Annotated in this window: 15 protein-coding genes and 1 pseudogene; 4 read left to right on the plus strand and 12 right to left on the minus strand. The window is 33.8% G+C overall.

Going from position 1 to position 23,001, the window contains the following annotated elements; all coding sequences use genetic code 11:
- Positions 1-389: 389 nt before the first annotated feature.
- From E0W73_RS08205 to rhaT, 8 genes are all read right to left on the minus strand, one after another.
- On the minus strand, positions 390-4,409 hold the full coding sequence (locus tag E0W73_RS08205) for a two-component regulator propeller domain-containing protein (protein ID WP_135221602.1): 4,020 nt from the start codon (positions 4,407-4,409) through the stop codon (positions 390-392).
- Positions 4,410-5,132: 723 nt separating this feature from the next.
- A complete protein-coding gene (locus E0W73_RS08210; RefSeq protein WP_135221603.1) occupies positions 5,133-5,720 on the minus strand; it encodes a LutC/YkgG family protein in 588 nt (195 codons plus the stop codon).
- Complete coding sequence (locus E0W73_RS08215; protein ID WP_135221604.1) at positions 5,713-7,113, minus strand: lactate utilization protein B; 1,401 nt, start codon at positions 7,111-7,113, stop codon at positions 5,713-5,715. Before E0W73_RS08215 ends, E0W73_RS08210 begins: the two co-directional genes overlap by 8 nt.
- A gap of 171 nt (positions 7,114-7,284) precedes the next feature.
- Positions 7,285-8,025: a (Fe-S)-binding protein gene (locus E0W73_RS08220; protein ID WP_135221605.1), complete on the minus strand. Its 741-nt coding sequence runs from the start codon at positions 8,023-8,025 to the stop codon at positions 7,285-7,287.
- A gap of 93 nt (positions 8,026-8,118) precedes the next feature.
- Entirely contained in the window at positions 8,119-9,480 is a 1,362-nt protein-coding gene (locus tag E0W73_RS08225; protein ID WP_135221606.1) for an FGGY-family carbohydrate kinase, read from the minus strand.
- A 128-nt stretch (positions 9,481-9,608) separates the two neighbouring features.
- Positions 9,609-10,883, minus strand: coding sequence for a TIM barrel protein (locus E0W73_RS08230; protein ID WP_135221607.1), 1,275 nt, complete (start codon positions 10,881-10,883; stop codon positions 9,609-9,611).
- A gap of 507 nt (positions 10,884-11,390) precedes the next feature.
- Entirely contained in the window at positions 11,391-13,532 is a 2,142-nt protein-coding gene (locus E0W73_RS08235; protein ID WP_135221608.1) for a bifunctional aldolase/short-chain dehydrogenase, read from the minus strand.
- A 28-nt stretch (positions 13,533-13,560) separates the two neighbouring features.
- Entirely contained in the window at positions 13,561-14,631 is a 1,071-nt protein-coding gene (gene rhaT / locus E0W73_RS08240; protein WP_135221609.1) for an L-rhamnose/proton symporter RhaT, read from the minus strand.
- A 387-nt stretch (positions 14,632-15,018) separates the two neighbouring features.
- On the opposite strand from rhaT, the gene E0W73_RS08245 reads away from it, so the two are divergent.
- Positions 15,019-16,059, plus strand: a complete 1,041-nt coding sequence (locus tag E0W73_RS08245; RefSeq protein WP_135221610.1) for a GntR family transcriptional regulator — start codon at positions 15,019-15,021, stop codon at positions 16,057-16,059.
- Between the two features lie 103 nt (positions 16,060-16,162).
- Here E0W73_RS08245 and E0W73_RS08250 read toward each other — a convergent pair whose 3' ends face one another.
- From E0W73_RS08250 to E0W73_RS08265, 4 genes and pseudogenes are all read right to left on the minus strand, one after another.
- Positions 16,163-16,339: a histone H1 gene (locus tag E0W73_RS08250; protein ID WP_012026201.1), complete on the minus strand. Its 177-nt coding sequence runs from the start codon at positions 16,337-16,339 to the stop codon at positions 16,163-16,165.
- A gap of 433 nt (positions 16,340-16,772) precedes the next feature.
- Positions 16,773-18,061: pseudogene (locus E0W73_RS21725) on the minus strand (DUF4861 domain-containing protein).
- A gap of 174 nt (positions 18,062-18,235) precedes the next feature.
- Positions 18,236-18,682, minus strand: a complete 447-nt coding sequence (locus tag E0W73_RS08260; RefSeq protein ID WP_135221611.1) for a hypothetical protein — start codon at positions 18,680-18,682, stop codon at positions 18,236-18,238.
- 133 nt (positions 18,683-18,815) lie between these two features.
- Positions 18,816-19,355 carry a YcxB family protein gene (locus E0W73_RS08265; RefSeq protein WP_135221612.1) on the minus strand — a complete coding sequence of 180 codons (540 nt, stop codon included), beginning with the start codon at positions 19,353-19,355 and terminating at the stop codon, positions 18,816-18,818.
- Between the two features lie 413 nt (positions 19,356-19,768).
- Between E0W73_RS08265 and E0W73_RS08270 the strand changes: the two genes are divergently transcribed.
- The 3 genes from E0W73_RS08270 to E0W73_RS08280 all read left to right on the plus strand — a co-directional run bounded on the left by E0W73_RS08270 (position 19,769) and on the right by E0W73_RS08280 (position 22,985).
- Positions 19,769-20,860 (plus strand): sensor histidine kinase, encoded by a 1,092-nt coding sequence (locus E0W73_RS08270; RefSeq protein ID WP_135221613.1) that lies wholly within the window; start codon positions 19,769-19,771, stop codon positions 20,858-20,860.
- A 6-nt stretch (positions 20,861-20,866) separates the two neighbouring features.
- Positions 20,867-22,192, plus strand: coding sequence for a sigma-54-dependent transcriptional regulator (locus tag E0W73_RS08275; protein WP_135221614.1), 1,326 nt, complete (start codon positions 20,867-20,869; stop codon positions 22,190-22,192).
- 232 nt (positions 22,193-22,424) lie between these two features.
- Positions 22,425-22,985, plus strand: a complete 561-nt coding sequence (locus E0W73_RS08280) for a DMP19 family protein (protein WP_135221615.1) — start codon at positions 22,425-22,427, stop codon at positions 22,983-22,985.
- Positions 22,986-23,001 lie beyond the last annotated feature (16 nt).

A 23,001-nucleotide genomic window follows, 5' to 3' on the forward strand; every position in this document is an offset into this window, starting at 1 on the left:
CTGCGGATTTAAAAAGTAATGTAACCAACCATTACTTTTAGAAATTTAAAGAGTGCTGACTCTTTAAAACAGATAAAAAATTATCTTGAAACTAACATTTATAACTAACACCAATTTTCATTTAATTGAATGCTACAAGTGCAAAGAAATGTTTATTTCACACTTTCAATGAGGGGTAAATTCGAAAAAAAAGGAGGGTAAAATTGCAATAATACATTATTTATAAATAAATTTTACATAGTATCAAAAAACCACGCTGTAATTTTAATGATTTCGCAATGGTAAAAATTGAGCTTTTTTTTAGCTAAAACGTTTAAGCTTTGTAGAGCATTTTTAAATCTTCCTTAGAAAACAAGAAAATTATGCAGAAAACAGTATTCATTTAAAAGTTAATTAATAATATTTAAATCGGAATTAAAAGAACTTTTATACTTTTTGATATATTCTGACGGAGTCATTCCAAAAAGTTTTACAAATTGCTGTCTGAAATATTTAGGGTCTTCAAAACCTACCTCGGCACTTGCTTGTGCAATATTCATTTCTTCGGTTAACATCAACATGGCAGCTCTACGAATTCGCAAGGAACGAATAAAAGCATTCAAAGTCTGTCCAGAAATAATCTTGATTTTAGTGTAAAGCGTTCTGTGGCTCATTCCCATTTCGAGCGCAAAAGTTCGAATCGTAAAGTCTTTTTTATGAATATTAGCTTCTACAATGTCAATACATTTTTTGAGCATTTGCTGATATTCGACAGGAACTTTCTGAGTGTTTTCTTTTAATGTAATGCTGTCTAGGAAATAAGCACGTAAATTATGTCTGTTTCGCAATAACGATTCTACTCTGGCTGTGAGAATATCATCGTCGAATGGTTTTGTAATATAATCATCGGCGCCTTCATTAATTCCCTGCAAATGAGTTTCAGGATTTTTGGATGCTGTCAATAAAATAACTGGTATATGAGATAAAGCATTATCTTCCTTAATTTTTCGGCATAATTCCAGACCGTCCATTTCTTCCATTGTAATGTCACTGATTACAAGATCCGGCATATGTTTTTTGGTCAGTTTTAGTCCTTCTTCTCCATTTTCGGCACTATACACAATATAATTATCTGAAAATAATTTAATTAGATAGGCGCGAATTTCAGCATTATCATCAATAACTAATACAGTACGTTTTTCGGTTAACATGATTTTTTTAAAATCACTTTCAGAAACTGAATTTATTACAGTAGGTTCTTCAATTTCATCCGGAATTAATTCATCAAACAACTGACTCCTTTGCGGTTTTTCGTTTGTTATTTCAGCAGCTTCAAAATGACTGTTTCCTTTTAAGAAGGTTAGTTTAAAGGTGCTTCCCTTGCCTGTTTCGCTGCTGCAGGTTACAGATCCTTTGTGTTTGTCCACAAAATATTTCACAATATAAAGTCCGATACCAAAACCAGTTCCAACAGAAACCTTCGAATTGATTTGTTTGAATTTTTCGAAAATAACATCGATATCTTTTTTGTCGATTCCGTCACCGCTGTCAGTAATTTCGAGAAAAACCTCGTCATCGTTTTCGGTTACAGTCAAATTGATTTCGCCTCCAAATGGCGTGTATTTAAAAGCATTTGACATTAGATTGAACAACGAAATCTCGATTTTTTCATAATCACCGATAATGGTAATTTCATGCTCCGGCATAACGAGATTATAGCTAATCTGTTTTTCTTTCGCCTGATTGACAAAACATTGATACACTTCGTTAGAAAGATTATTAACATCGATTGGAGACAAGCGCAGGGAATCGGCATCGTTTTCTGCTTTTCTCAACAAAAGCAACTGATCGACCAAACTTAAAAGTCTTCTAGCATTTCGGTGCGCAATAGCCAAATCGCTTCCAGAAGAACCATTTTCGACATTTTCTTTCTGAACCGCTTTTTTCAACGGATTAATAATCAGCGAAAGCGGTGTTCTGAATTCATGCGAAATATAAGTAAACATCGACGCCTGTTTTTCGGCTATCTCTTTTTCTTTTTTACTTTCCAGTTCGGCGATTTTTACCTTGTACTTTAATTTTTCTTTATTTTTATTATAATTTAAATACAGAAATAAAATTCCGACAATTGCTGCCAAATAAAACGTATAAGCCCACCAGGTTCTATACCAAGGTGGTAAGACGGTTATAGAAACCAAACTCACTTCTTTGTTCCATCCACCCTGAAAATTGGTTGTTTTTACCTTAAAAGTATACTTACCTTCTGGAAGTCTGGAATAATTTGCTTTACGGGTTTGTCCGACATAATTCCATTGTTCGTCCCAGCCTTCCAGAAAATAGGCATAATTTATTTTGTCTGAATTGTTGTAATCCAATGCGACAAATTCTAAAGACAGTGTCGTCTGATCGTATTCTAAACTAACATCTTTTATTTTATCTGAATCAATATCAATTTCTGCTTTACTTTCTTCTATCAATTGATTGTTGACGTAAAAATCAGTCAGTAAGACATTGTTCTTTTGACTAAATCCTTTTATAGTTTCAGGATAAAAAATATTAAAGCCATTGATTCCGCCAAAAAGAAATTCTCCAGAAGAAAGTTTGATTCCTGCATTAAAACTAAACTGATTACTCTGAAGTCCGTCGTTTACAGAGAAATTACGGAATGTTTTGCTCTTTTTATCGTAACGGCAAATTCCGTGATAAGTACTCATCCACAAATTGCCATATTTATCTTCCAGCAGTCTTAACACCGTATTCGATGGCAAACCATCATCAATGGTCAATCTTTTAAAAGTATTTTTTTTTCGATTAAACAATAGCAAACCACCTTCTTGTGTTCCAATCCAGAGGTTTTTGTCTTTGTCTTCATAAATACATCGAATTGGATTTCCAATCACTTTTTTAGTAATTTTTCGGGTTTCTTTTTCGATAGATAAAAGCGTACTATAATTTCCAGCCCACAATTTTCCGTCTGAAGTTTCCGTCATACATTGCAGATTGTCAATATTTTTATCGAAAAGAACAAAGCTGTCTGTACTTCGGTCTAAAAGATAAAGCGAACCCTCATTTGTAGCACTCGCCCAAATATTGGCTTTTGAATCTTTAAATACAAACCAGATATTTTTTTCTATTTGTTTTGTGTAAGTATTGTAACAGTTATAATGTTTTACATTGTTGGTCTTTTTACTTATCTTATTGATTCCACCCGCCCAAGTAGAAATCCATATATCGTTATTATCTCGAATTATCCCAGTTATAAAAGGGCTTGAAAGCGACGTTCCGTAATTGGTATACGTATTATTTTTTCGATCCCAATATTTCAAACCTGCACCATCTGTACCCACCCAAACATTCTTTTTTTCGTCTTCGCAAAAAGATAAAATAAAGTTATCTGCAGGCTCTTTAGCATGGTATCGGATGCTTTTAAAATACTTAGGTGTATCGCTCAACATACTGATTCCGCCACGAAGCGAGCCAAACCATTTGTTACCCGATTTGTCTTCGTATAAACTCCAAACCGAATTACTCTTTGCTAATTGCTCGTTGTAAGGAAGTGGCTTATTATTTTGATTGATATAAAAAATACCGCATCCATCGGTTGTCAGCCACGTTTTCCCTTTTTTATCTATTAAAATATCTGTAACACTGCATTTATTGGTAAAATAATTATCAGAAACAGAACCTGTTTTGGTATTCAATGAAAATAATCCTTCATCGGTTCCTAGTAAAAGATTTCCATCAGCAGTAAGCTTCATTGCTTTTACTCCTATAGAAAGCGGAAAAACCAATTTTAAATCTTTTGCTTTATAATCGTAAGTGCAGACACCTATATTGCGAACATAAACATAACATCCTGTTTTTTCTCTGTTTTCTTGAATCGCCACCGCATCATAATTATTGATGCTCATTCTGTTTCCTAAAGAAATCAGCGGAATATGATTTCCTATAAAAGAACCATTTTCAAAAGCTAATAATCCTTGTTTTTGTGAAGCTACCAGAACCAGTTTTTCTGAAACGCAGCGCATTTGATGAATAATATCCTGAAGTACTTCTGTTTTAGCATTACCGGATTTGTATCTAACGGTATGAAAAACAGCTTTCTTCTTGTCGTAAATACAGATTCCGTTTGTACCGCCAATCCAAATATTGTTTTTAGAATCACCTTCAATATTATAAATCGTATTGAATGAAAGTGATTTTTTATCATTGATTCGGTTTCGGAAAACTTTAAAATTATAACCGTCATATCGGTTTAAGCCATCATAAGTTCCAAACCACATAAAACCTTCATTATCCTGATAAATAGAGATAATTGAATTGTTAGACAAACCATCTGATAAATCAAGAAATTTTACTGGATAATCCTGTGCGAATAGTATAGAGTTGAAACCTAGAAAAACTAGGAAGTGTAGAAGAAAATGCTTCAAGGTAATTTGGTTTTTCGCGTTGTGTAACAAGTTACAATTATAAGCTAATTTTAGTTATTTTACACAAAATTAAGCACACAAAAAACCTCTTGAACTCCTTTGGTTATAAGATTTTATTCTCCAAAGTTATTTTTAATACAGTATTTCTTGTAAAATGAAATCTTCAATAATTTCAACAATAATTAAAGTCCTTTCTATATTTCAAATCTCCATTTCTCTAAAACTACAGTTATATTATCTTACATAAGATGAATTCCGTAGGAATGAAAAATATTGTAGAAACGGATTTTAATCCGTTGAAAAAAATACCACAACCAAATGAGTTCCATAGGAACGGCGCATTTCTTTGTGAAACATGAATCGAACCTACGGCTCTCTAATTGGAACGTGATTTCTTTAACCGGATTGAAATCCGGTCCTACAAAATAATCCGAGCCCAACGGCTCTTTTATACTGTTAACCCGTTGGGTGAAATTATTTTTTTTTACCATTTAGATTAATATCTCTGTAGACTAGCTTTAATCTGCATAAATCTGCGTGAAAATTAATGCGTAAAGAGTATTTCACGCTCCCGATAGCTATCGGGATTAAAAGATTCAGCAGATCAAATTTGATTTCATGAGTTGACTGAAACTATTTTATTCTATTTCTCCCAACAGGTTAATTATATAAAAAAAGGAGGACTTTTTCAAATCCTCCTATTCTATTATCGCTTAAAATTTTCTAATCTAATATAAAAACAATTAATCCTCTCGCGCCATGTGCTCCCAAAACCAAAGACTGCTCAATATCAGCTGTTTTCGACGGACCTGCGATAAAAGTTCCAAAACCATATTCCATACTTCCAATTCTTTCATACGCCTGTTGCATTGTTGGGACAAGGTCTTTTTTATGAACAACAATTGCTAGATATTGCGCAATAAAAGGCGCAACACGCTGCCCTAAAATATCATCGGTAACCCAAAGTCCGCTATTTTCTGCGACTCCAAAATGTGCTTTTATAACTGTTAATTCAACATCCTGAAGGGAATGCGGATCCACTGTTTTCCAGTCTAAAGAAGCAATTTCAGAAAGTTCAGGAAGTGTTGTTATTAGTCTTTTATCCTGATTGTAATTCGATTTGATATAATTGATGATTTCATTATAATCGGCAACTTCTACAGGATCTCCTCCAATACCTTTTAAAACCGTTTTGTAGGTTTCTAAAACATCAAATTGTTCTGAACCTAAAACTTTAAGATCAGGTAATTCTGAAACCAAATCAGGCTGATTTGCTTTTATTCTTTTTAAAATTTCGCCTTTACTACTCATTTCCTTTTTCTTTAGATTCCCTTGATTTTTTCTTGTACCATTCTCTAAATGATTCTTCCGGAACATCTGGCATTTCACGCTGGTCGTACCATTTGTTCATTTTATTATTGACCATTCCCGGAATATTCTTCATTACAAATCGTCCTGATTTTCCAGCAATATTAAAAACTGTAGGATTAGCTAAAACGGTTGCCATGGTTTTCATTGCAACAGTTTTTGCTGTTGGTGTATGCCCTTCTTTTACCAAAACCTGACGCCATTTGTATAACTGATCGTGAATATCAATTTTTACTGGACAAACATTGGTACAAGAACCACAAAGCGTACTGGCAAAAGGCAGATCGGCATTCTTGCTCATATCTAAATTGGGAGCTAAAATAGAACCAATTGGTCCTGCAACCGCATTATGGTAACTGTGTCCACCGCTTCGTCTGTAAACTGGGCAAGTGTTCATACAAGCACCGCAACGAATACATTTCAAAGAATTTCTAAACTCTTCTCTTCCTAATTGTGTACTTCTTCCGTTGTCTACAACTACAATGTGCATTTCCTGACCGTCTCTTGGTTTCTTGAAATGACTTGAAAAAGTGGTAATCGGCTGTCCTGTTGCGCTTCTTGCCAATAATCTCAGAAAGACACCTAAATGTTCTCTTTTCGGAATCAGTTTCTCAAATCCCATACAGGCAATGTGAACGTCTGCTAAGTGCGCACCCATATCGGCATTTCCTTCATTGGTGCAAACCACAAATTCTCCTGTTTCTGCAACAGCAAAATTGACTCCTGTTAAAGCTACTTTTCTAGTTAAAAAAGTGTTTCGCAAACTCTGACGCGCAGATTCGGTTAAATACTGCGGATTAAAATTTCCTTTTTCTGTACCTAAATGTTCATGAAAAGTTTCACTTACGTCTTCTTTTTTAAGGTGAATCGCTGGAAGCACAATATGGCTAGGCGGTTCTTTACGAAGCTGTACAATATATTCTCCTAAATCAGAATCGATTACTTCAATTCCTTTTTCGGCTAAATAATCATTCAAATGGCATTCTTCTGTAAGCATCGATTTGGATTTTACCATTTGCTTTACATCATGTTTCGCCATGATTGAATGTACAATTTCATTATGTTCTTTGGCATCGGCTGCCCAGTGTACAATTATTCCGTTTCGTTGCGCATTGGCTTCGAATTCAACTAAATAATCGTGAATATTAGAAAGTACATTAAACTTTATTTGAGAAGCCGTTTCGCGAAGCAATTCCCAGTCTGCTATTTGGTGAGCAGATCGATCTCTTTTGGCACGAACAAACCAAAGCGTTTCATCGTGCCAGTTGACGCGTTCTACATCTTTATTAAACTTTGCCGCCGCTTCGCTGTGCTGTATTATTTTTTCTGATGACATTTTCTACTATTTAAAAGTCAATTTTGAAATGTGTATCATTGGTATGCTTTATTTAACCGCAAAGTTCGCAAAGGAAAAAGCGCAAAGTTCGCAAAGATGAAAATTAACTTTGCGAACCTTGCGTAAAACTTTGCGAACTTTGCGGTTAAACTTTATACTCAACATCTGTTCTTAGTTTTCGAGTGAATTTAATATTTCGGCAATATGGATGGTTTTGATCCTACTTTTCTGTCTTTTCAGAATTCCGTCCAAATGCATTAAGCAAGACATATCTCCACCTGTAATATAATCCACATCGTGACTTTCGTGATCTTTGATACGATCTTGTCCCATTTTTACAGAAACGGCTTCTTCGGTCACACAAAATGTACCTCCAAAACCACAGCATTCGTCTTTTCTGGTTAAAGCAACTAGATCTAGATCTCTTATACTGTGTAATAATTGTTCAGGCTTAGAGAAAAATGGTGCATTCAACTCTGACATCTGCGAAAGCTTCAATCCACGCTGACCGTGACAGCTCACATGCATTCCTACCCTAAACGGAAATCTTCCGTTGATATGGTCAATTTTTAAAACATCTGTAATGAACTCGGTAAGTTCGTAAACTGTATTTCGAATTGCCGTTGCTTTCTCTTCCTGTTTTTCGTCGTGTAGATGGTCTTTTACATGCAAAACACAGCTTCCAGAAGGGCAAACGATATAATCAAAACCTGAGAAATTAGCAATAAAATTGGCATCACATCCTTTTGTTAAATGAGCATAACCACTGTTTGCCATTGGTTGTCCACAGCAGGTTTGTCCCATCGGAAAATGCACTTCACAGCCTAATTTCTGTAGTAATTCGTAGGTTGCAATTCCTACTTTTGGGTAAAATTGGTCGACATAACAAGGTATAAAAAGTCCAATTTTCATATTGTAGTATTTAGTGTGTTGTTCATTCGGCGTATAATAGGAAATCGTGAAAATTTGTTTTCTGCAAATTTACGACATACAAACCGTTTTAGCCTAATGTTTATAGAATTTCAAGTCAATTAAATCGTTCTGAATTGGTTTTGGATTCCAGTTTTCATGAATCGCAAGCGCCGCTCCCAAAGCACTCGCCTGAGCCATAGAAGCTGCGTAAACTTCCACATCTGGAAAAGCCTCCGCTAATAAATTCATATAAATTGAATTTTTGCTGAATCCGCCATCTACAAAAATCTTTTTTACAGGACTGTTGTGGATAACCAGATTAGTAGAGAAAACTTGCTGCTCTACCAAATCGAGCATCAATTGATGATAAGCTGTTTCATAATCTTTAAACTGCGAAAGGTCTCTTTTCTGAAACGGACACTCGTTTAAAATATCAAAATCATACTTCTTCGGATAAAAAATCTGATAATTAAGTGAACGAAGATTAGAGGTGATTTTTTTATCAAAATAAACCTCTTTGTAAGTATCAACAGGCACTTTAAAGTGTTCTGCTAATCTTTTGGTTTGTACTTCATGTTCGTTTCCAGCAAACAAACGTGCCGCTTTAACGGGTTTGTTTGTGTATTGCATGTAACACAAACAATCGTGCTGTAACTCTTCAAAAGTCAACGGCTTATTATTAAAAGGATTGAGAGAAATACTCCAAGTTCCAGTCGATAATAATACGAAAGGTTCTGTAAAGTTTATGGTATACGGAATTATTGCCGAAGAACTATCGTGAAGTCCCGTACCAATAGATAATCCTTCTTTTGTTTTTATAACATCTTTACCATAATAAATCGGAGGCAATTTAGTGTCAATTCCCTCGCTTTTTAACCATTTATGATATTTCATTTTTTTGAAATTCCACAAATTGGTATGACAGCCAATACTTGTAATATCAGCGTAAGCTTCATTAGTCAAAAGAAAACTCAAAAACTGTGGCAAATGCAGACAGTATTTTACTTTTTGAAATAATTCAGGCTTTTCTTCTTTTAATCGGTAAATCTGCATTCCAGAATTCAGACTTCCTAAAACAGGCGAAGCAGTTTTTACAGCAAACTTTTCTTCTCCCTTATATTTTTTATAAAAATCAGATTTTAATTCCTCTGGATAATCTTTCAGATAATTATACAAAGGAGTTAAAACTTTTCCGTTTTCGTCTACATAAACAAAACTGGCTCCGTAAGTGCTGAAATTGATTGCTTTTAAAACATAATCGGTCAGTTTTTTAATTTCTTCTAATCGGTCTAAAACCCATTTTTGAAGAACCTCTATATCTTCGCAGGGAAAACCGTCTTCGTCTTTTGTCTCCTCCAGATTAACTGATTTTTCCCAGACAATTTTATAATTTTCATTAAATAAAAAAACCTTTTTGTTTGTTTTACCAATATCAAAAATCGCAACTACATTCATTTTTTTAGTTAGAAGTTAGGAGTTATGGGTTATTCGTTGAGAGTTATTCGTTCGGTATGCTAAAAAGTTCAATATTCTATACTTAAAACTCCTAACGAATAACTCGTAACTAATAACTTAATATCAAATTATAATCCTGTGGCCATTGTTTTCAAGCCTCTTTCTTCGATAAGATTTTGTCTCACCTGAAGAGAACGATACAATGCTACAGGATTTAAAGCTGCTCCCGAACGAAGACGAGCTTCTGCTACTAATGCACGAACATCTGTACGGAAAGCATTTTGAAGAATTTCCTGTGCTTTTACCACGTCATTTTCTTCCTGTGCTTTTTCTAATGCTTTTCTGTCAACAGAAAGTGCTTGTGCATAAGCAATCATAATCGCTTCAACAGACTGCAATAAATCTTCCAAAGGATCTTTGACGTTATGAGAAGCATCAATCATCCAGCCTAAATCTTTAGCGTGATTCATTCCTCTTGCGTCCATTCCTTCCACTAATTCATTAAAAATCAAGAATAATTGATATGGTTTTAATGCACCAGCAGTTAGATCGTCATCTCCGTATTTTGAGTCGTTAAAGTGGAAACCTCCTAATTTGTTTTCCATTAATAATAAAGAAACAATCTGTTCGATATTAGCATTTGGAAGGTGGTGGCCTAAATCTACCAAAGTCTGTGCTTTGTCGCCTAACTTTTTAACATACGAATAAGACTGTCCCCAATCTGCTACAGTGGTAGAATAAAAGTTAGGTTCAGCACATTTGTATTCTAAGAATAATTTCCAGTTTGAAGGCAATGCATCATAGATTTCTTCTAAACTTTCTAATGTATTTTGGTATGCTTTTCTAAAGTTTAATTGTCCAGGAAAATTAGAACCGTCTGCCAGCCAAACTGTTAAAGACTCAGATCCTAATTCGATTCCGTGTTTAATTACTTCAATGTTGTGAGCAATTGCTTGTTTTCGAACTGCTTTGTTTACGTTTTGTAGAGAACCGTACTTGTAAGTGTGCTCAGCATTTGCTTGATCTTGAAAAGTATTCGAGTTCATAGCATCAAACTTCAAACCGTGCTGTCCAGCAAGTGTTTTGATTGCACCATAGTTTGTTGGAATATCCCAAGGAATATGAAGTGAAATTGCACCAGAAGCATTGTTTAATTTATGAAGCAATCCAACGTCTTCAATTTTTTCTTCTAATGAACGAGGTTCTCCTCCTCCGGCGAAACGCCCAAAACGTGTTCCTCCTGTTCCTAAAGCCCAAGACGGAATGGCAATCTGAAAGTCGATTAATTTCTGAATAATAGCTTCTGTATCATTGATTTCTGAAGCTGTAAAAACTAATTTGTTTTGATGTTTTTTTACTAAATCCTCATTATGAGAATCAATATGGTTTGATGAGATCAACATAGTTATTAATATTTTTATAGAGTTTACAATATATAAATTTTATACGCTTAGTATATTTTTTTAACACACAATACCTAGATTTTAGACACTGACGACACGGATTCGCTATCGCGAAAACGCGGATTAACGCGGATTTTATTTTTTGGTTTCACACAGATTTAAAAAGGATTTGAGCAGATAACGCAGATCTTTTTTAAAATCATCTTAAATTAAAATCTTTTAGATCTGCTTAAATCTGTCTAAATCTGCGTGAAACAAAAAAATCCGTTTTTTTCAGCGTTTTTGCGATAGCGAATCCGTTTAATCTGTGTTCTCTGTGTTTACTATTTTAAACTTATAGATCTTATATAAGCCAAACTCTGGTTTTACTTCACTTTTTTGTTAAGTTTTCCTTGTTAAAGCCAATTGTTATATGCTAAAAAAATCTAACGTCCGAAAGATTCGAACGTTAGACCACAAAAAACCACTTTTGCTTAAACAAACTTATATAAAAAACCTAAACAATCTTTATCTATAAAAGCCCATGGCTACACCACCGTCTACGTTTAAGGCGTTTCCTGTAGATTTACCTAGTAAACCTCCAACAAAAGCATAACAAGCGTTGGCAATATCATCTGGCAATATGATTTCATTTAATAACGTACGTTTTGCATAGTAAGCTGGAAGTTCTTCCACTGTGATTCCGTATGCTTTTGCACGACCTTCTGCCCATCCTCCAGACCAAATATTTGAGTCTGAAATTACAGCATCAGGATTTACTGTATTGACACGAATTTTGTCTGCTCCAAGTTCTGCAGCCATTAAACGTGTTAAGTGCGCCTGAGCCGCTTTAGCTGAACCATAACCTGGGTTATTTGGACCTGCTACCACAGCGTTTTTAGAAACGATATTTACAATATCTCCTCCAAAACCTTGTTTACGCATCACTTCGATTCCTGCTTTAGAAACAATAAATTGTCCTTTTACCAAGATATCGTATAATCTATCCCATTCCTCTAAAGTATGGTCAGCAATAGATTTTGAAATACTGATTCCAGCGTTATTTACTACAATGTCAACACCTCCAAAAGCTAAACAAGCTTCATCTAATGCTTTTTCTGTACTTTCTGCGTCCGTAACGTTCAATAAAGTGCTAGAAACTGCATCTTTTCCAAATGTTTTTGTAAACTCAGCAGTTGCACCTTGCAAACGTTCTTCGTTGATATCGTTAATGACAACACAAGCACCTTCTTGAGCGAATTTTTTAGCGATAGCTTTACCAATTCCGCCCGCAGAACCTGTAATAAGAGCTACCCTTCCAGATAATGCTTTTGGTTTTGGCATACGCTGTAATTTAGCTTCTTCCAATAACCAATATTCAATATCAAAAGCTTCTTGGTGTGGCAATGAAGTATATTCAGAAACTGCTTCAGCACCTTTCATTACGTTTACCGCATTGATGTAATATTCTGAAGCTAAACGAGCCATTGTTTTATCTTTAGCAAAAGTGAACATACCAACTCCTGGATATAGAATCACAACCGGATTTGGGTCACGCATTGCTGGCGAATTAGATTTTTTACAAGCATTGTAATAATCTTTGTACATTGCACGGTATTGTTCAAAAGCTGGAGCCAATTTTGCTTTTACAGCCGCAACATCTGATAAGTCTTCGTTTGGATCTAATTCTAAAACTAAAGGGCTAATTTTAGTTCTTAAGAAGTGATCTGGACAAGAAGTTCCTAATGGAGCTAATTTTGAAAGATCATTAGAATTAATGAATTCCAAAACTCTAGCATCATCTGTGTAATGACCAATCATTTGACGCTCTGATGAACAGAAACCTCTTAAGATTGGAGCCACTTTTGCTGCCTTTAACTTACGATCTGCTTCAGGAAGGCTTTCGATTTTCTTGCCACCAAAAACAGGACGTTTTTTTCCGTAATTTTCTTCAAGGTAAGCCGCACACTTCTCAATCACTTCAAGTGTATTGATGTAGCTTTCAAATGCAGTGTCTCCCCAAGTAAATAATCCGTGAGAACCTAACATGATTCCTCTTAATTTTTTACCGTTTTGAGCCGCTTCTTCTAAACAAGCTCTTAACTGAAGACCAAGGTCAAATCCTGGACGTTGCCATCCTACCCAACCGATTTCTCCGTTGAATAATTCTTCTGTGATTTTCTTTCCATCTTTCGCTGCAGCGATAGCAATAGCTGCATCTGGATGAAGGTGATCTATATGTTTGAATGGAAGAAAACCATGTAAAGGCGTATCGATTGAAGGCGCTTTTGACGCTAAATCGAAAATACAGTGGTTGAATAATTCTACCATTTCGTCTTCAAACTCAATTCCTCTGTAAACATTTTCAAGATTACGAAGTCTGTCTAAATACAAAGCCGCACAACCTGATTTTGTTAAAGTTCCAATATCTCCTCCGGAACCTTTAATCCACATTACTTCAGAAGCTTCTCCTGTAAGAGGATCTTTATCGGTAATTTTTACAGAAGTATTCCCACCTCCGTAGTTGGTCAGTCTTAAATCTGCACCTAACAAGTTAGAACGATAAATAAAAAGCGCTACTTCATCACCTGCTAATGCTGCTGCCTTAGCGTCATCCCAAAGGTAGCTTACATGCTTAAAATTCATATTAATTGTGTTTGTATTTGACATATAGTATTTATATTGTTTTTCTAGTTATTTATAATGAGTTGCCTATTCCGACCAAAACAATTGAAAGCATCATTAACGCTATTCCTAAAATAAAAGTTCTAAAAGTTCCTTTAGAAACGCCAGTCCATTCTTTCAGATAAAAGCCCCAGAAGTTGGCTGTCAAAATTATGGTTGCCATATGAAGAATCCATGAACTTGCTCCGTTTCCTAATTTGCTTTCTCCCATTCCGTAGAAGAAAAACTGAAGAAACCACATTGTTCCTGCAAGTGCAGAGAAAAGCACGTTTTTAGCAATTGGAGTAGATGTATTGGTGTAGTCGCCAATAGTTTTATTTTTAAAGTTCAAATAAATACAATAGATGAAGTTTGTAGTCAAACCTCCCCAAAGTATTATAATGTAACTTACATTGTTCTGAAAAAGGAATTCTCCCTGATTGGGATGCAATACCTTCCATGCATTGTTTGCTGCATCAGCCATAGGTTTTGCCGCTTCAATTCCAAAATTGAAAAATGAGCTCAAAATACCAGACACAATAGCGATGATAAGACCTTTTACCAAACTGAAATCTTTGTCTTTATCTTCATGGCCTGTCGCGAAATCTTTTTCTTTAAGCATTCCTGCTTTTCCTAAAATCGCAATACCAATAATACATACCAATACGCCGCCTAAAACCATCTGCCCTCCAGAGCTTGCAAACATATCACTGATTGATTCTTTGCCTTCTTCTGCGTTAAAATGATAATAAATTGGTGGAATTAAGGCTCCAAAAGCAGAACAAAATCCTAAAGTAATCGAATTTCCTAGCGACATTCCCAAATAGCGAACACCTAATCCGTAAGTTAGTCCTCCTATACCCCAAATCAGTCCCATTGTAAAGGCCAGTGCTTTTACCGAAGGCGAAGCTGCCGCAATTATTTCTGTGAAATTTGGAATCGTTAAATAAGCTGCAATTGGTGGTACGATAAGCCAGGAAAAAAAGCCTCCAATTAGCCAATAGCTTTCCCAAGCCCAATTTTTTACTTTCTTAAACGGCATATAAAAACTGCCTGAAGAAAATCCTCCGATAGAATGAAAAATGATTCCTAATATTGATTCCATTTACTGTTTTTTGGTTGTGGTTACTCTGATAGTTAATTTGGTTTTGTAAAATAATAGAATGTAAAAAACAAAACTGTCCTGTACTATCCTTGTACAGCAATTGCAATTATGTTAAAACTGGATATTTAATGCAAAGAAGCTGGCATTATTATTGTAAAAATAAATTTAAAAACGCTATTTTAGCAATCGATTTCGTAATTATTGAATCTGCAATTTGCAGTTAACAACCAGATTACGCTAAATATAAAGTAAGCCTTATTTAAAAAGCTTTTTTGAGTAAGAAAAATAGCAGAAAATATTTTTCTGGCATTATTTGAAGAGTTTTTAAAAAAATTATAATTTAAAATTCGTTTTTTTATTGATTAAACGAATCTTCAGCAGATAATCATGATTAAACTTATTAAAATAGACGAAGACTCAAGGGTTCCGAAATACAAACAAATTGTCGACTCCATTCTTCAAAACATCGCCAACGGAAATCTAAAAATCAACCAGAAAATTCCGTCTATCAATAGTTTTAGTGAAGAGTTTTATATGTCAAGAGATACTGTGGAAAAGGCATATAACATTCTGAAAGAACGAAAAATAATATCTTCAATTCGCGGAAAAGGATATTATATTACCAGAACGAAATTAGAATCGAAAGTGAATATTTTGTTTCTGACCAATAAACTGAGCGCCTATAAAATGAAGACTTACAGCTCCTTCATCAATACTTTGGGAGCAAATGCACATGTAGACCTTCATATTTATCACTGCGATGAAACGCTCTTTCTAAACCTACTTGACAAATTTGAAGGCGCTTATGATTATTACGTAATTACGACTCACTTTAAAACAGACGAATTAAAGCATCTCAGTTTTACAGATGAAGTGGTTAGCGCAATTCGAAATATCCCTCAAGACAAACTTGTAGTTCTAGACAATATCAAACTCGGAATGGGTGATGATGTGATAAAAATCTATCAAGATTTTGAAAACGACATCTACAATGCCTTAAAAGAGGGACTTTCTAAAATAACCAAATACAAGCGTTTAATCTTGGTGTATCCAGACAAAGCTGTTTATCCATATCCTCGAAGAATTCTTCATGGTTTTAGAAAATTCTGTGTTGAGCACGAAATCAATTTCGAAATTCTTAGTGAAGTGTACGATGATATGATTCTTAAAAAAGGCGATTTATTCATCACAATAGAAGAATCTGATTTAGTTAATTTAATGAAACAGATTCGTGACGAAGAATTTATTCTAGGAAAAGAAATTGGCGTGATATCTTACAACGACACTCCCCTAAAAGAATTATTAGGCATTACAGTAATGTCAACCGATTTTAATATTATGGGAGAAACAGCTGCCAGAATGATTTTGAATAAGGAGAAAGGACAGGTAAAAGTGCCATTCAACTTCATCGACCGAAATTCTATCTGATACGAAAAACATTGAGATTGGAAGTTCTTTTTCTTTTGCCTAAGTTTATTTATAAAAAATGAAAATAAAAAAACCTCGTCGATTGACGAGGTTTTTAGTTGTATTATTTTTTTGATTCTTCGATAGAAACTTTTCTGAACTCTTTTAAAAGTTTTTCGATTTCTAAAGTAGCTTTACGTGCTCTTGGACCTGCAGCTTTAATTCCTTTTTCAGTTAAAGATTCAGCTTCTGCTTTAAATGTTTCAATTTCGGCGTTGATTTTTACTAATAAATCTTTCATGATTATATTTTGTTAAATTAAGCCACAAAAATAAAAGTTTGTGTGATAGTTACAACACTTTTGTTGTTAAATTTAGTACTGTTTTTCAGTCATAAATTTTATAATGAAAACTTCTCTAGCCCCTTTAAAACCAACACCCTCACAACAATCTAAAAATCAAACAGTTATTTTAAAAATGGTAAAGATCTAAATCGACACCTGTTTAAAATTAAAAATGTTTTTTTTTATTTTTTTTTCAAAACTGTTAAAAAATTCAGCATATACCTACATATCAACCATTAAAATAGATTAAATCTAGGCAGAATAAAGGTTAAAAATCCTTTTAATTAGACTATATTTATGAAAAAACGTCTACCAAAGCTCATTTGCTCAGTCTAATGCTCAACTTTTCAACAAAATTGCAATCAAAACACAGATCCCTCTTTTTTGAAATTTATTTCACTTCTACTTTTATCGTTACAGAAAGTTGCGCAGCAAGGTTTGTGACATAATTTTTAAAGTAAGATGCATCGCTAAAACCTTTATCGGCACTTAGTTCCCAAGCCGCAATTGCATAATAGCTGATTTCCTTATTGTTCTGGATTTTCAGTTTAGCCAAATAAGAGTCTGTCAACTGACCTGTTTTTGGGGCTTCAATATAGCCCAGATATAGTTCTTTCGGAACTAAAATAGCAGTTCCTAAAAGCCATTCACGATTATAGGTAAGGTAATCGTGCTGTATAAGGCAAATCCAGTTGCCCGATTCAACAACTTGTAGCGCATTTTTGTTATTCAAATTAGAGATAGCGGCCAGAAAAGTTTCATTGCCTTTTATCCCTTTTATCGAAACAGTATTTTTATATCCATAGCTTCCTGGCCAGATAGAAGTGGTCTCTTCTACCTGATATAAATTTCCAGCGGCGTTCCAATTTTCGTAATTATAACTTAATATCGAATTTACTGGTCCTTCGCTTACGATTTTAAATGTCGTTTTTTCAACATTGTTCAAGGTATCGGTTCCTAAAATACCGAGCCTGTTAATTTTGTTGTCAATTAAGAGTGCATAACCTCCAAGTCCTACAGAATTTCCTACAGGAAAAATATCCCTTCCCCAGTCATACATAACATGGTAATTATCTTCGACCGCTCCTTTACTGTTTATACCAACATTTTCTGGTGTTATCGCAGGAAGTTTTTTTCCGAACACATCTTTAGAATTTCTTCCGTCCAAATAATGTCTAAATCCAACTTTGTCATTTTCCCATGTGGGCCATCAGTCTGATATTTTTGATAACCTAATTTTTTATACACCTGATCAGCCATTAAAACCTCCTCTTGTGCGGGATGTACAGGTATATTTTCGGCTTCTCTTTTTCCAAACCTTACGCTTGTTTTCCTAGTAAATTTGGGATCTATCTGCGACCATCTTAGTTCTACTGTTTTTTCCTCGTTTGGCAAAAAATCGGCAGTAAAGAAAACTTCATCCCATTTTCCATCTGCATTAAGATCATTAACTTGAGCCGGAATAGTATCATTCTTAAAAACAAGAATCGGAAAATTATATTGCAAATCCATCCCTTTGAAATGGTTTCTTGCAATCGACACAGGCTTTTGTGTCAGTGCGATTGAACTGTTATTCTTTAAGACAATTTTTGTGTCTGACAATTGTTGAGTTGTTTTACAGCTTGAAAACAAAACAATTGGCAAAAAAACATCAAGACAAAATCTGCTTACCTTTTTCATTCTTCTATTGTTTATTATTTTGAACAATTTAATAATTAAAACTTAAAACAGAGACGTTCTTCCGTAAATAAAACATTTTTTTGAGCATTCGTGAACAAAAACAAAAATGCAGGATAACGAACAACAATTATCCTGCACTAACTATCTATTCAAATCAGAATAGGTATTGTAGAATTACATTAAAAAAAACATCGCTCTATAGTAATTATTAAATTTAGATTGAAGGATTTGAGAATTTGCTATACTTTTTTTAATCTTTTTAGAAGTAACGCCTGATTTACTTTTAAAATGCACTTTCAAGTCCTTAATAATTTCGGTTCTTGTCTTAGAAGCATCCAATAGTATAAAATTTTTGATTTCTTCCAGAAAAAATAGACTGTTATATAACTGCTTATCAAACAAGCAAATTAATGCATTCTTATCATCTTGTTCCATTTTTAGGAATTGAAGCAATTCAAATTTATCATAAATCACATATATATAGCGATTAAAGCGTATTGCATCATTTGTTTTACTAAAAAGTAGATCTTCAGAAAACTCGAATTCTCCTTTGAATTTTCTTTTAAACATTCTTAAAAAAATTCCTTTATTATCACACACTAATACTTTTTCCTTTTCCATTCTCCCTTAAATTAGTTATTAATAATTGGGTTCTTTCTTACAAACTTATATTACAAAGTTCTTATTGATTACCCCTAAAAGCCACAAAACAAACAAAATAAGGTTGAATGAAACTTATGGCAACACTGATACATCAGACTTTAATGATATGCGTAACATTTTTCTCTACAAAATCCAGCAACCGATTTAAATCTCTGCTGTCATCCTTATTGGAAATTGAAATAATGTAGCCATTGCGTTCTTTTATATAGAGTAGAAAAAAATCCTTTGTCAAAATAGCTTTATCAATCTTGCTCCAATCATGTTTAAATTCACCCAAAGGAGAATGCACATATATTAAAGAATTTGTAAAATTAAACTTGTATCGTCTGATGAAATTATCGAACCTAAGCAGCTTTTTGGCAAGCCTGAAAATAATTTTACAAACGGTCTCAACAATTGAGTACTGAATTAAAAGAAAAAATACTATTATGATAAGAGTTTTAATAATCCAGATTATCAAATCGTTATCCTCATTAGTATTCAGAAAATCTGATACAATAAGCACGAATAAAACCAGACAAGAAATAATGGTAACTCTTTCACGATATATATTCTCAAAATACATCTTGTTGAGTTTTCTTATTTCTGAGCCGTTCAATTCAAATTCCATCGAAAAATTAGAAGAGTTCATAGGGTATTTTTAGTGTTTGTGGATCTTTTTAAAATGAATTCAAAAAACATTACAAATCTATTTATACCTACTAAGTAGCTTTTACTCAAAAAGCCATTAAAGTATTAAAATAGGCTTTTATTCACAGTGAGAAATCAGAAAAGGAAAAACTGTAATCGAAAACCTTATTATTAAATCATTTTCGAAAAATCAATTCCAAATATTATTTTTGAAAAGACCCATTTTTTATGTTCGAAATTAATTAAAGAAATTACCTCTTAAAGCCAAAAAAATATCAGAATAAGCCCAAGAAAACAATCTTATTTATTTTGTTTTCAAATAGTTAAATAAAGACATCCGTCACTATTACTGGATGCAAATATTTCTTACATTTGGTTTGAAATTTAAAATTACTACGAATAATTTCTTACAAGATGAAGCTGACAAGTGCCGAAGATAAATTGATAGAAAGAACAAAAGAATTAAACTGTATACATGAGATTTCAAAAATAATTTCGCAGACAGATCATGTTGCAAATGACGTACTGTTGCAAATTGCCTCCCACATCAAAAAAGCATGGCTATTTGATCAAGATGCTATTGTTGAAATAGATGTTTTGGATTATCATATAACAACTAGCGAAATCAATTGCTGCACGATTTTTCAAACCTCAAAAATTCCGATAGCAAAAATGGAAGCTGGATATGTGAAAGTTCATTATCCTAAAAACAAATTTTCAAAGAAAGATTTTCTTCATGACGAGCAAAAACTTCTAGATACGATTGCCTTTGAAATAGGAAACTTTATAGAAAAATACCAAACCCTAGAAAGAAAAGCCCTATTGAGAAGAACAGTAGAACGCATGGACCGTTTGACGCTTCTTGGAGAAATGACTGCTGGAATCGCACATGAACTCAACACTCCACTTGGCAACATACTGGGATTTGCTGAATTGATAAAGGATCATAATTCTGATCCTGTCATAGCCGAAGATATTAGTACTGTAATTAATTCTGTCATCTACTCACGAGAAATAGTGAAAAAACTCATGTTCTTTTCGTGTGAAATGCCTCAGCAATTACAAATTCAGGAAATTAAACCTATTATAACATTTGCGCTATCATTTCTCAAATCTAATTTTCAAAAAAAAGAAATAAAAACAGCAGTCTCTTATTCTGACGAATGTATTACCGCTAAAATCGATTCGGTGCAGATTACTCAAGTCTTATTCAACCTATTGATCAATGCTGTTTACGCTTCACCAGAAAAAAGCATTATACGCATAGAAGTACAAAAACAAGCCGATAAGGCTTTGATTTCCATTATTGATGAAGGAATCGGAATTCCGGAAAACATCAAACAAAAAATATTTGACCCGTTTTTTACAACCAAACCCAATACAGACGGCTGCGGTCTCGGTCTGAGCGTTGTTCATGGAATTGTGAAAAACCATAATGGTCAAATAATTGTAGAAAACAATAATCCTTCGGGAACCATTTTTACAATAAAACTTCCCATAAGTTAACTTGATATGACTTCAACAAAAGAAAATATACTTATCGTAGACGACAACTACGATATGCTTGCACTTCTACAGCGTCATCTTAAAAATTTTAATTACCATACTTACAAGGCTTCTTCGGTACATGAAGCTTTGGAAGTCTTAAAATTTACTCCCATAGACTTACTTATAACCGACTTAAATATGCCGGAGATCAACGGAATCGAACTGTTGAGATATGCTGAAGAACACTATCCTACAATGCCAAAATTAGTTATCAGCGGAATGCCCAGTATTGATAATGCCGTAAATGCTATAAAATCGGGTGCATTAGATTATCTGACTAAACCATTTACAAGCAGCGAATTGTATAATGCTATACAAACTTCTCTAGAAAAAACACGAAATATTGTAAAAACAACTCCATCAGATATCATTGCATCAGAACATAATTACGCCGGTATCGTTGGCAAATCTGAACAATTCAAAAAACTTGTAGAACTTATAAATCGTGTCAAAAACAATAAAGTCAATGTTTTGATTGAAGGGGAAAGTGGTACCGGAAAAGAGTTAATTGCAAAAGCAATCCATAGTAAAGGAAATCGTCATAAAATGCCTTTTATTTCTGTAAACTGCGGAGGTATTCCCGAAAGCTTAATGGAGTCAGAATTATTTGGTTATATCAAAGGCGCTTTTACGGGTGCAAATGAGTCAAGGTTGGGCTTGTTTCAGGCCGCAGCCGGAGGTACAATTTTTCTTGATGAGATAGGAACTGCCCCCGTGTCTGTTCAAACAAGACTGTTGCGCGTACTTCAAGAAAAAGAAATTACGAGGATTGGTGCTGTCCATTCAGAAAAATTAGATGTCCGAATTATATCTGCCACAAACAGCAATCTTTATCAAATGGTGCTGAATGGTACTTTTCGAGAAGACTTATACTATCGAATAAATGTCGTAAATATTAAAACAACTCCTTTACGAGAGCGACGAGAAGATATCCTGCCCCTTGTAGAGAACTTTCTTCAAAAATATGGCAACGAATATGGGAAACCAGATATTAAAATAGATACAAAAGTTCTGGAAATTTTATTACGTTACAATTGGCCAGGCAATATTAGGGAACTAGAGAATATAATTCAGAGAATGATAATTATGAGTGACGAAAGGATAACTATAGAAAACATTCCCGATGAACTAAAATACCACATTCCTGATCCGAACACAATTTTCAAGTCCCTTAAAGAATATGAGAAAGATCATATTCTTAAAATTCTCGCAGCTGTTGATAATAATAAATCAAAGGCCGCTAAGATATTACAAATTGACAGAAAGACTTTAAATCAAAAAATTTCCTAATTAAAAGCGAGGAAATTTTCCGCATAGGGAATATTTTACTAGGTAGAAAATGCAATAAAAAATCCATAAAAATATTTAACCTATTGAATACAAACAATTTAAAATCTATAAAAAATATCAGGCATACCATTTGCCCTTAAAAGTCAAATAAGTATCAAAATAAAGCAAAAAAAATAGTCTTTTACTTACAATTAAAACAAATACTAAAAGGTCCGCTTAAAAATAAAAATAGATGGTTAGGAAAATTACTAAAAACAATGAAAAGACAAGTGCAGAAATAAAATTTCAAAAGTTAAATCTTCCTATAATAACGAAGAAAGAATTCTCAGATGCTAGCTCTGACAGCTGGGATTTATTCTACCTATTGTTATCTAAATATTATGAAATTTTATACCTAGACCCTGCAGAAGGCTTACATTCAGAAGCAGATGTATGTCAGCATACTTTAATGGCTTATAATATTTTATTTGGCGAAGTGACAAACGGAGGTTTTCTGCAACTAATACACAACGGATATGCAGACTACATTTTTAGTACATCATTTTCAAAAACGCTTCATCTCTGGGGAGCATCGAGCATGGCATCAATTATTAATAAGGCTGCAAAAATATATTTAAAAAACAAAATCGAAATCGAAGTTGAAAGAAGTACGAATGAATTGTCTGACCTTTATTCTAAATATCCTGAATTTAACTCTCTGGACCATAAATTTTTTCACGTTATGTATTCAGAAACTGAAGTTATAAAAAATTACATCCTGCGGCATACGAAAGATTTTGCTATGATATGTTAAACATTATTGCTCTTTT

The sequence above is a fragment of the Flavobacterium foetidum genome (genome assembly GCF_004634245.1).
Classification (GTDB): domain Bacteria; phylum Bacteroidota; class Bacteroidia; order Flavobacteriales; family Flavobacteriaceae; genus Flavobacterium; species Flavobacterium foetidum.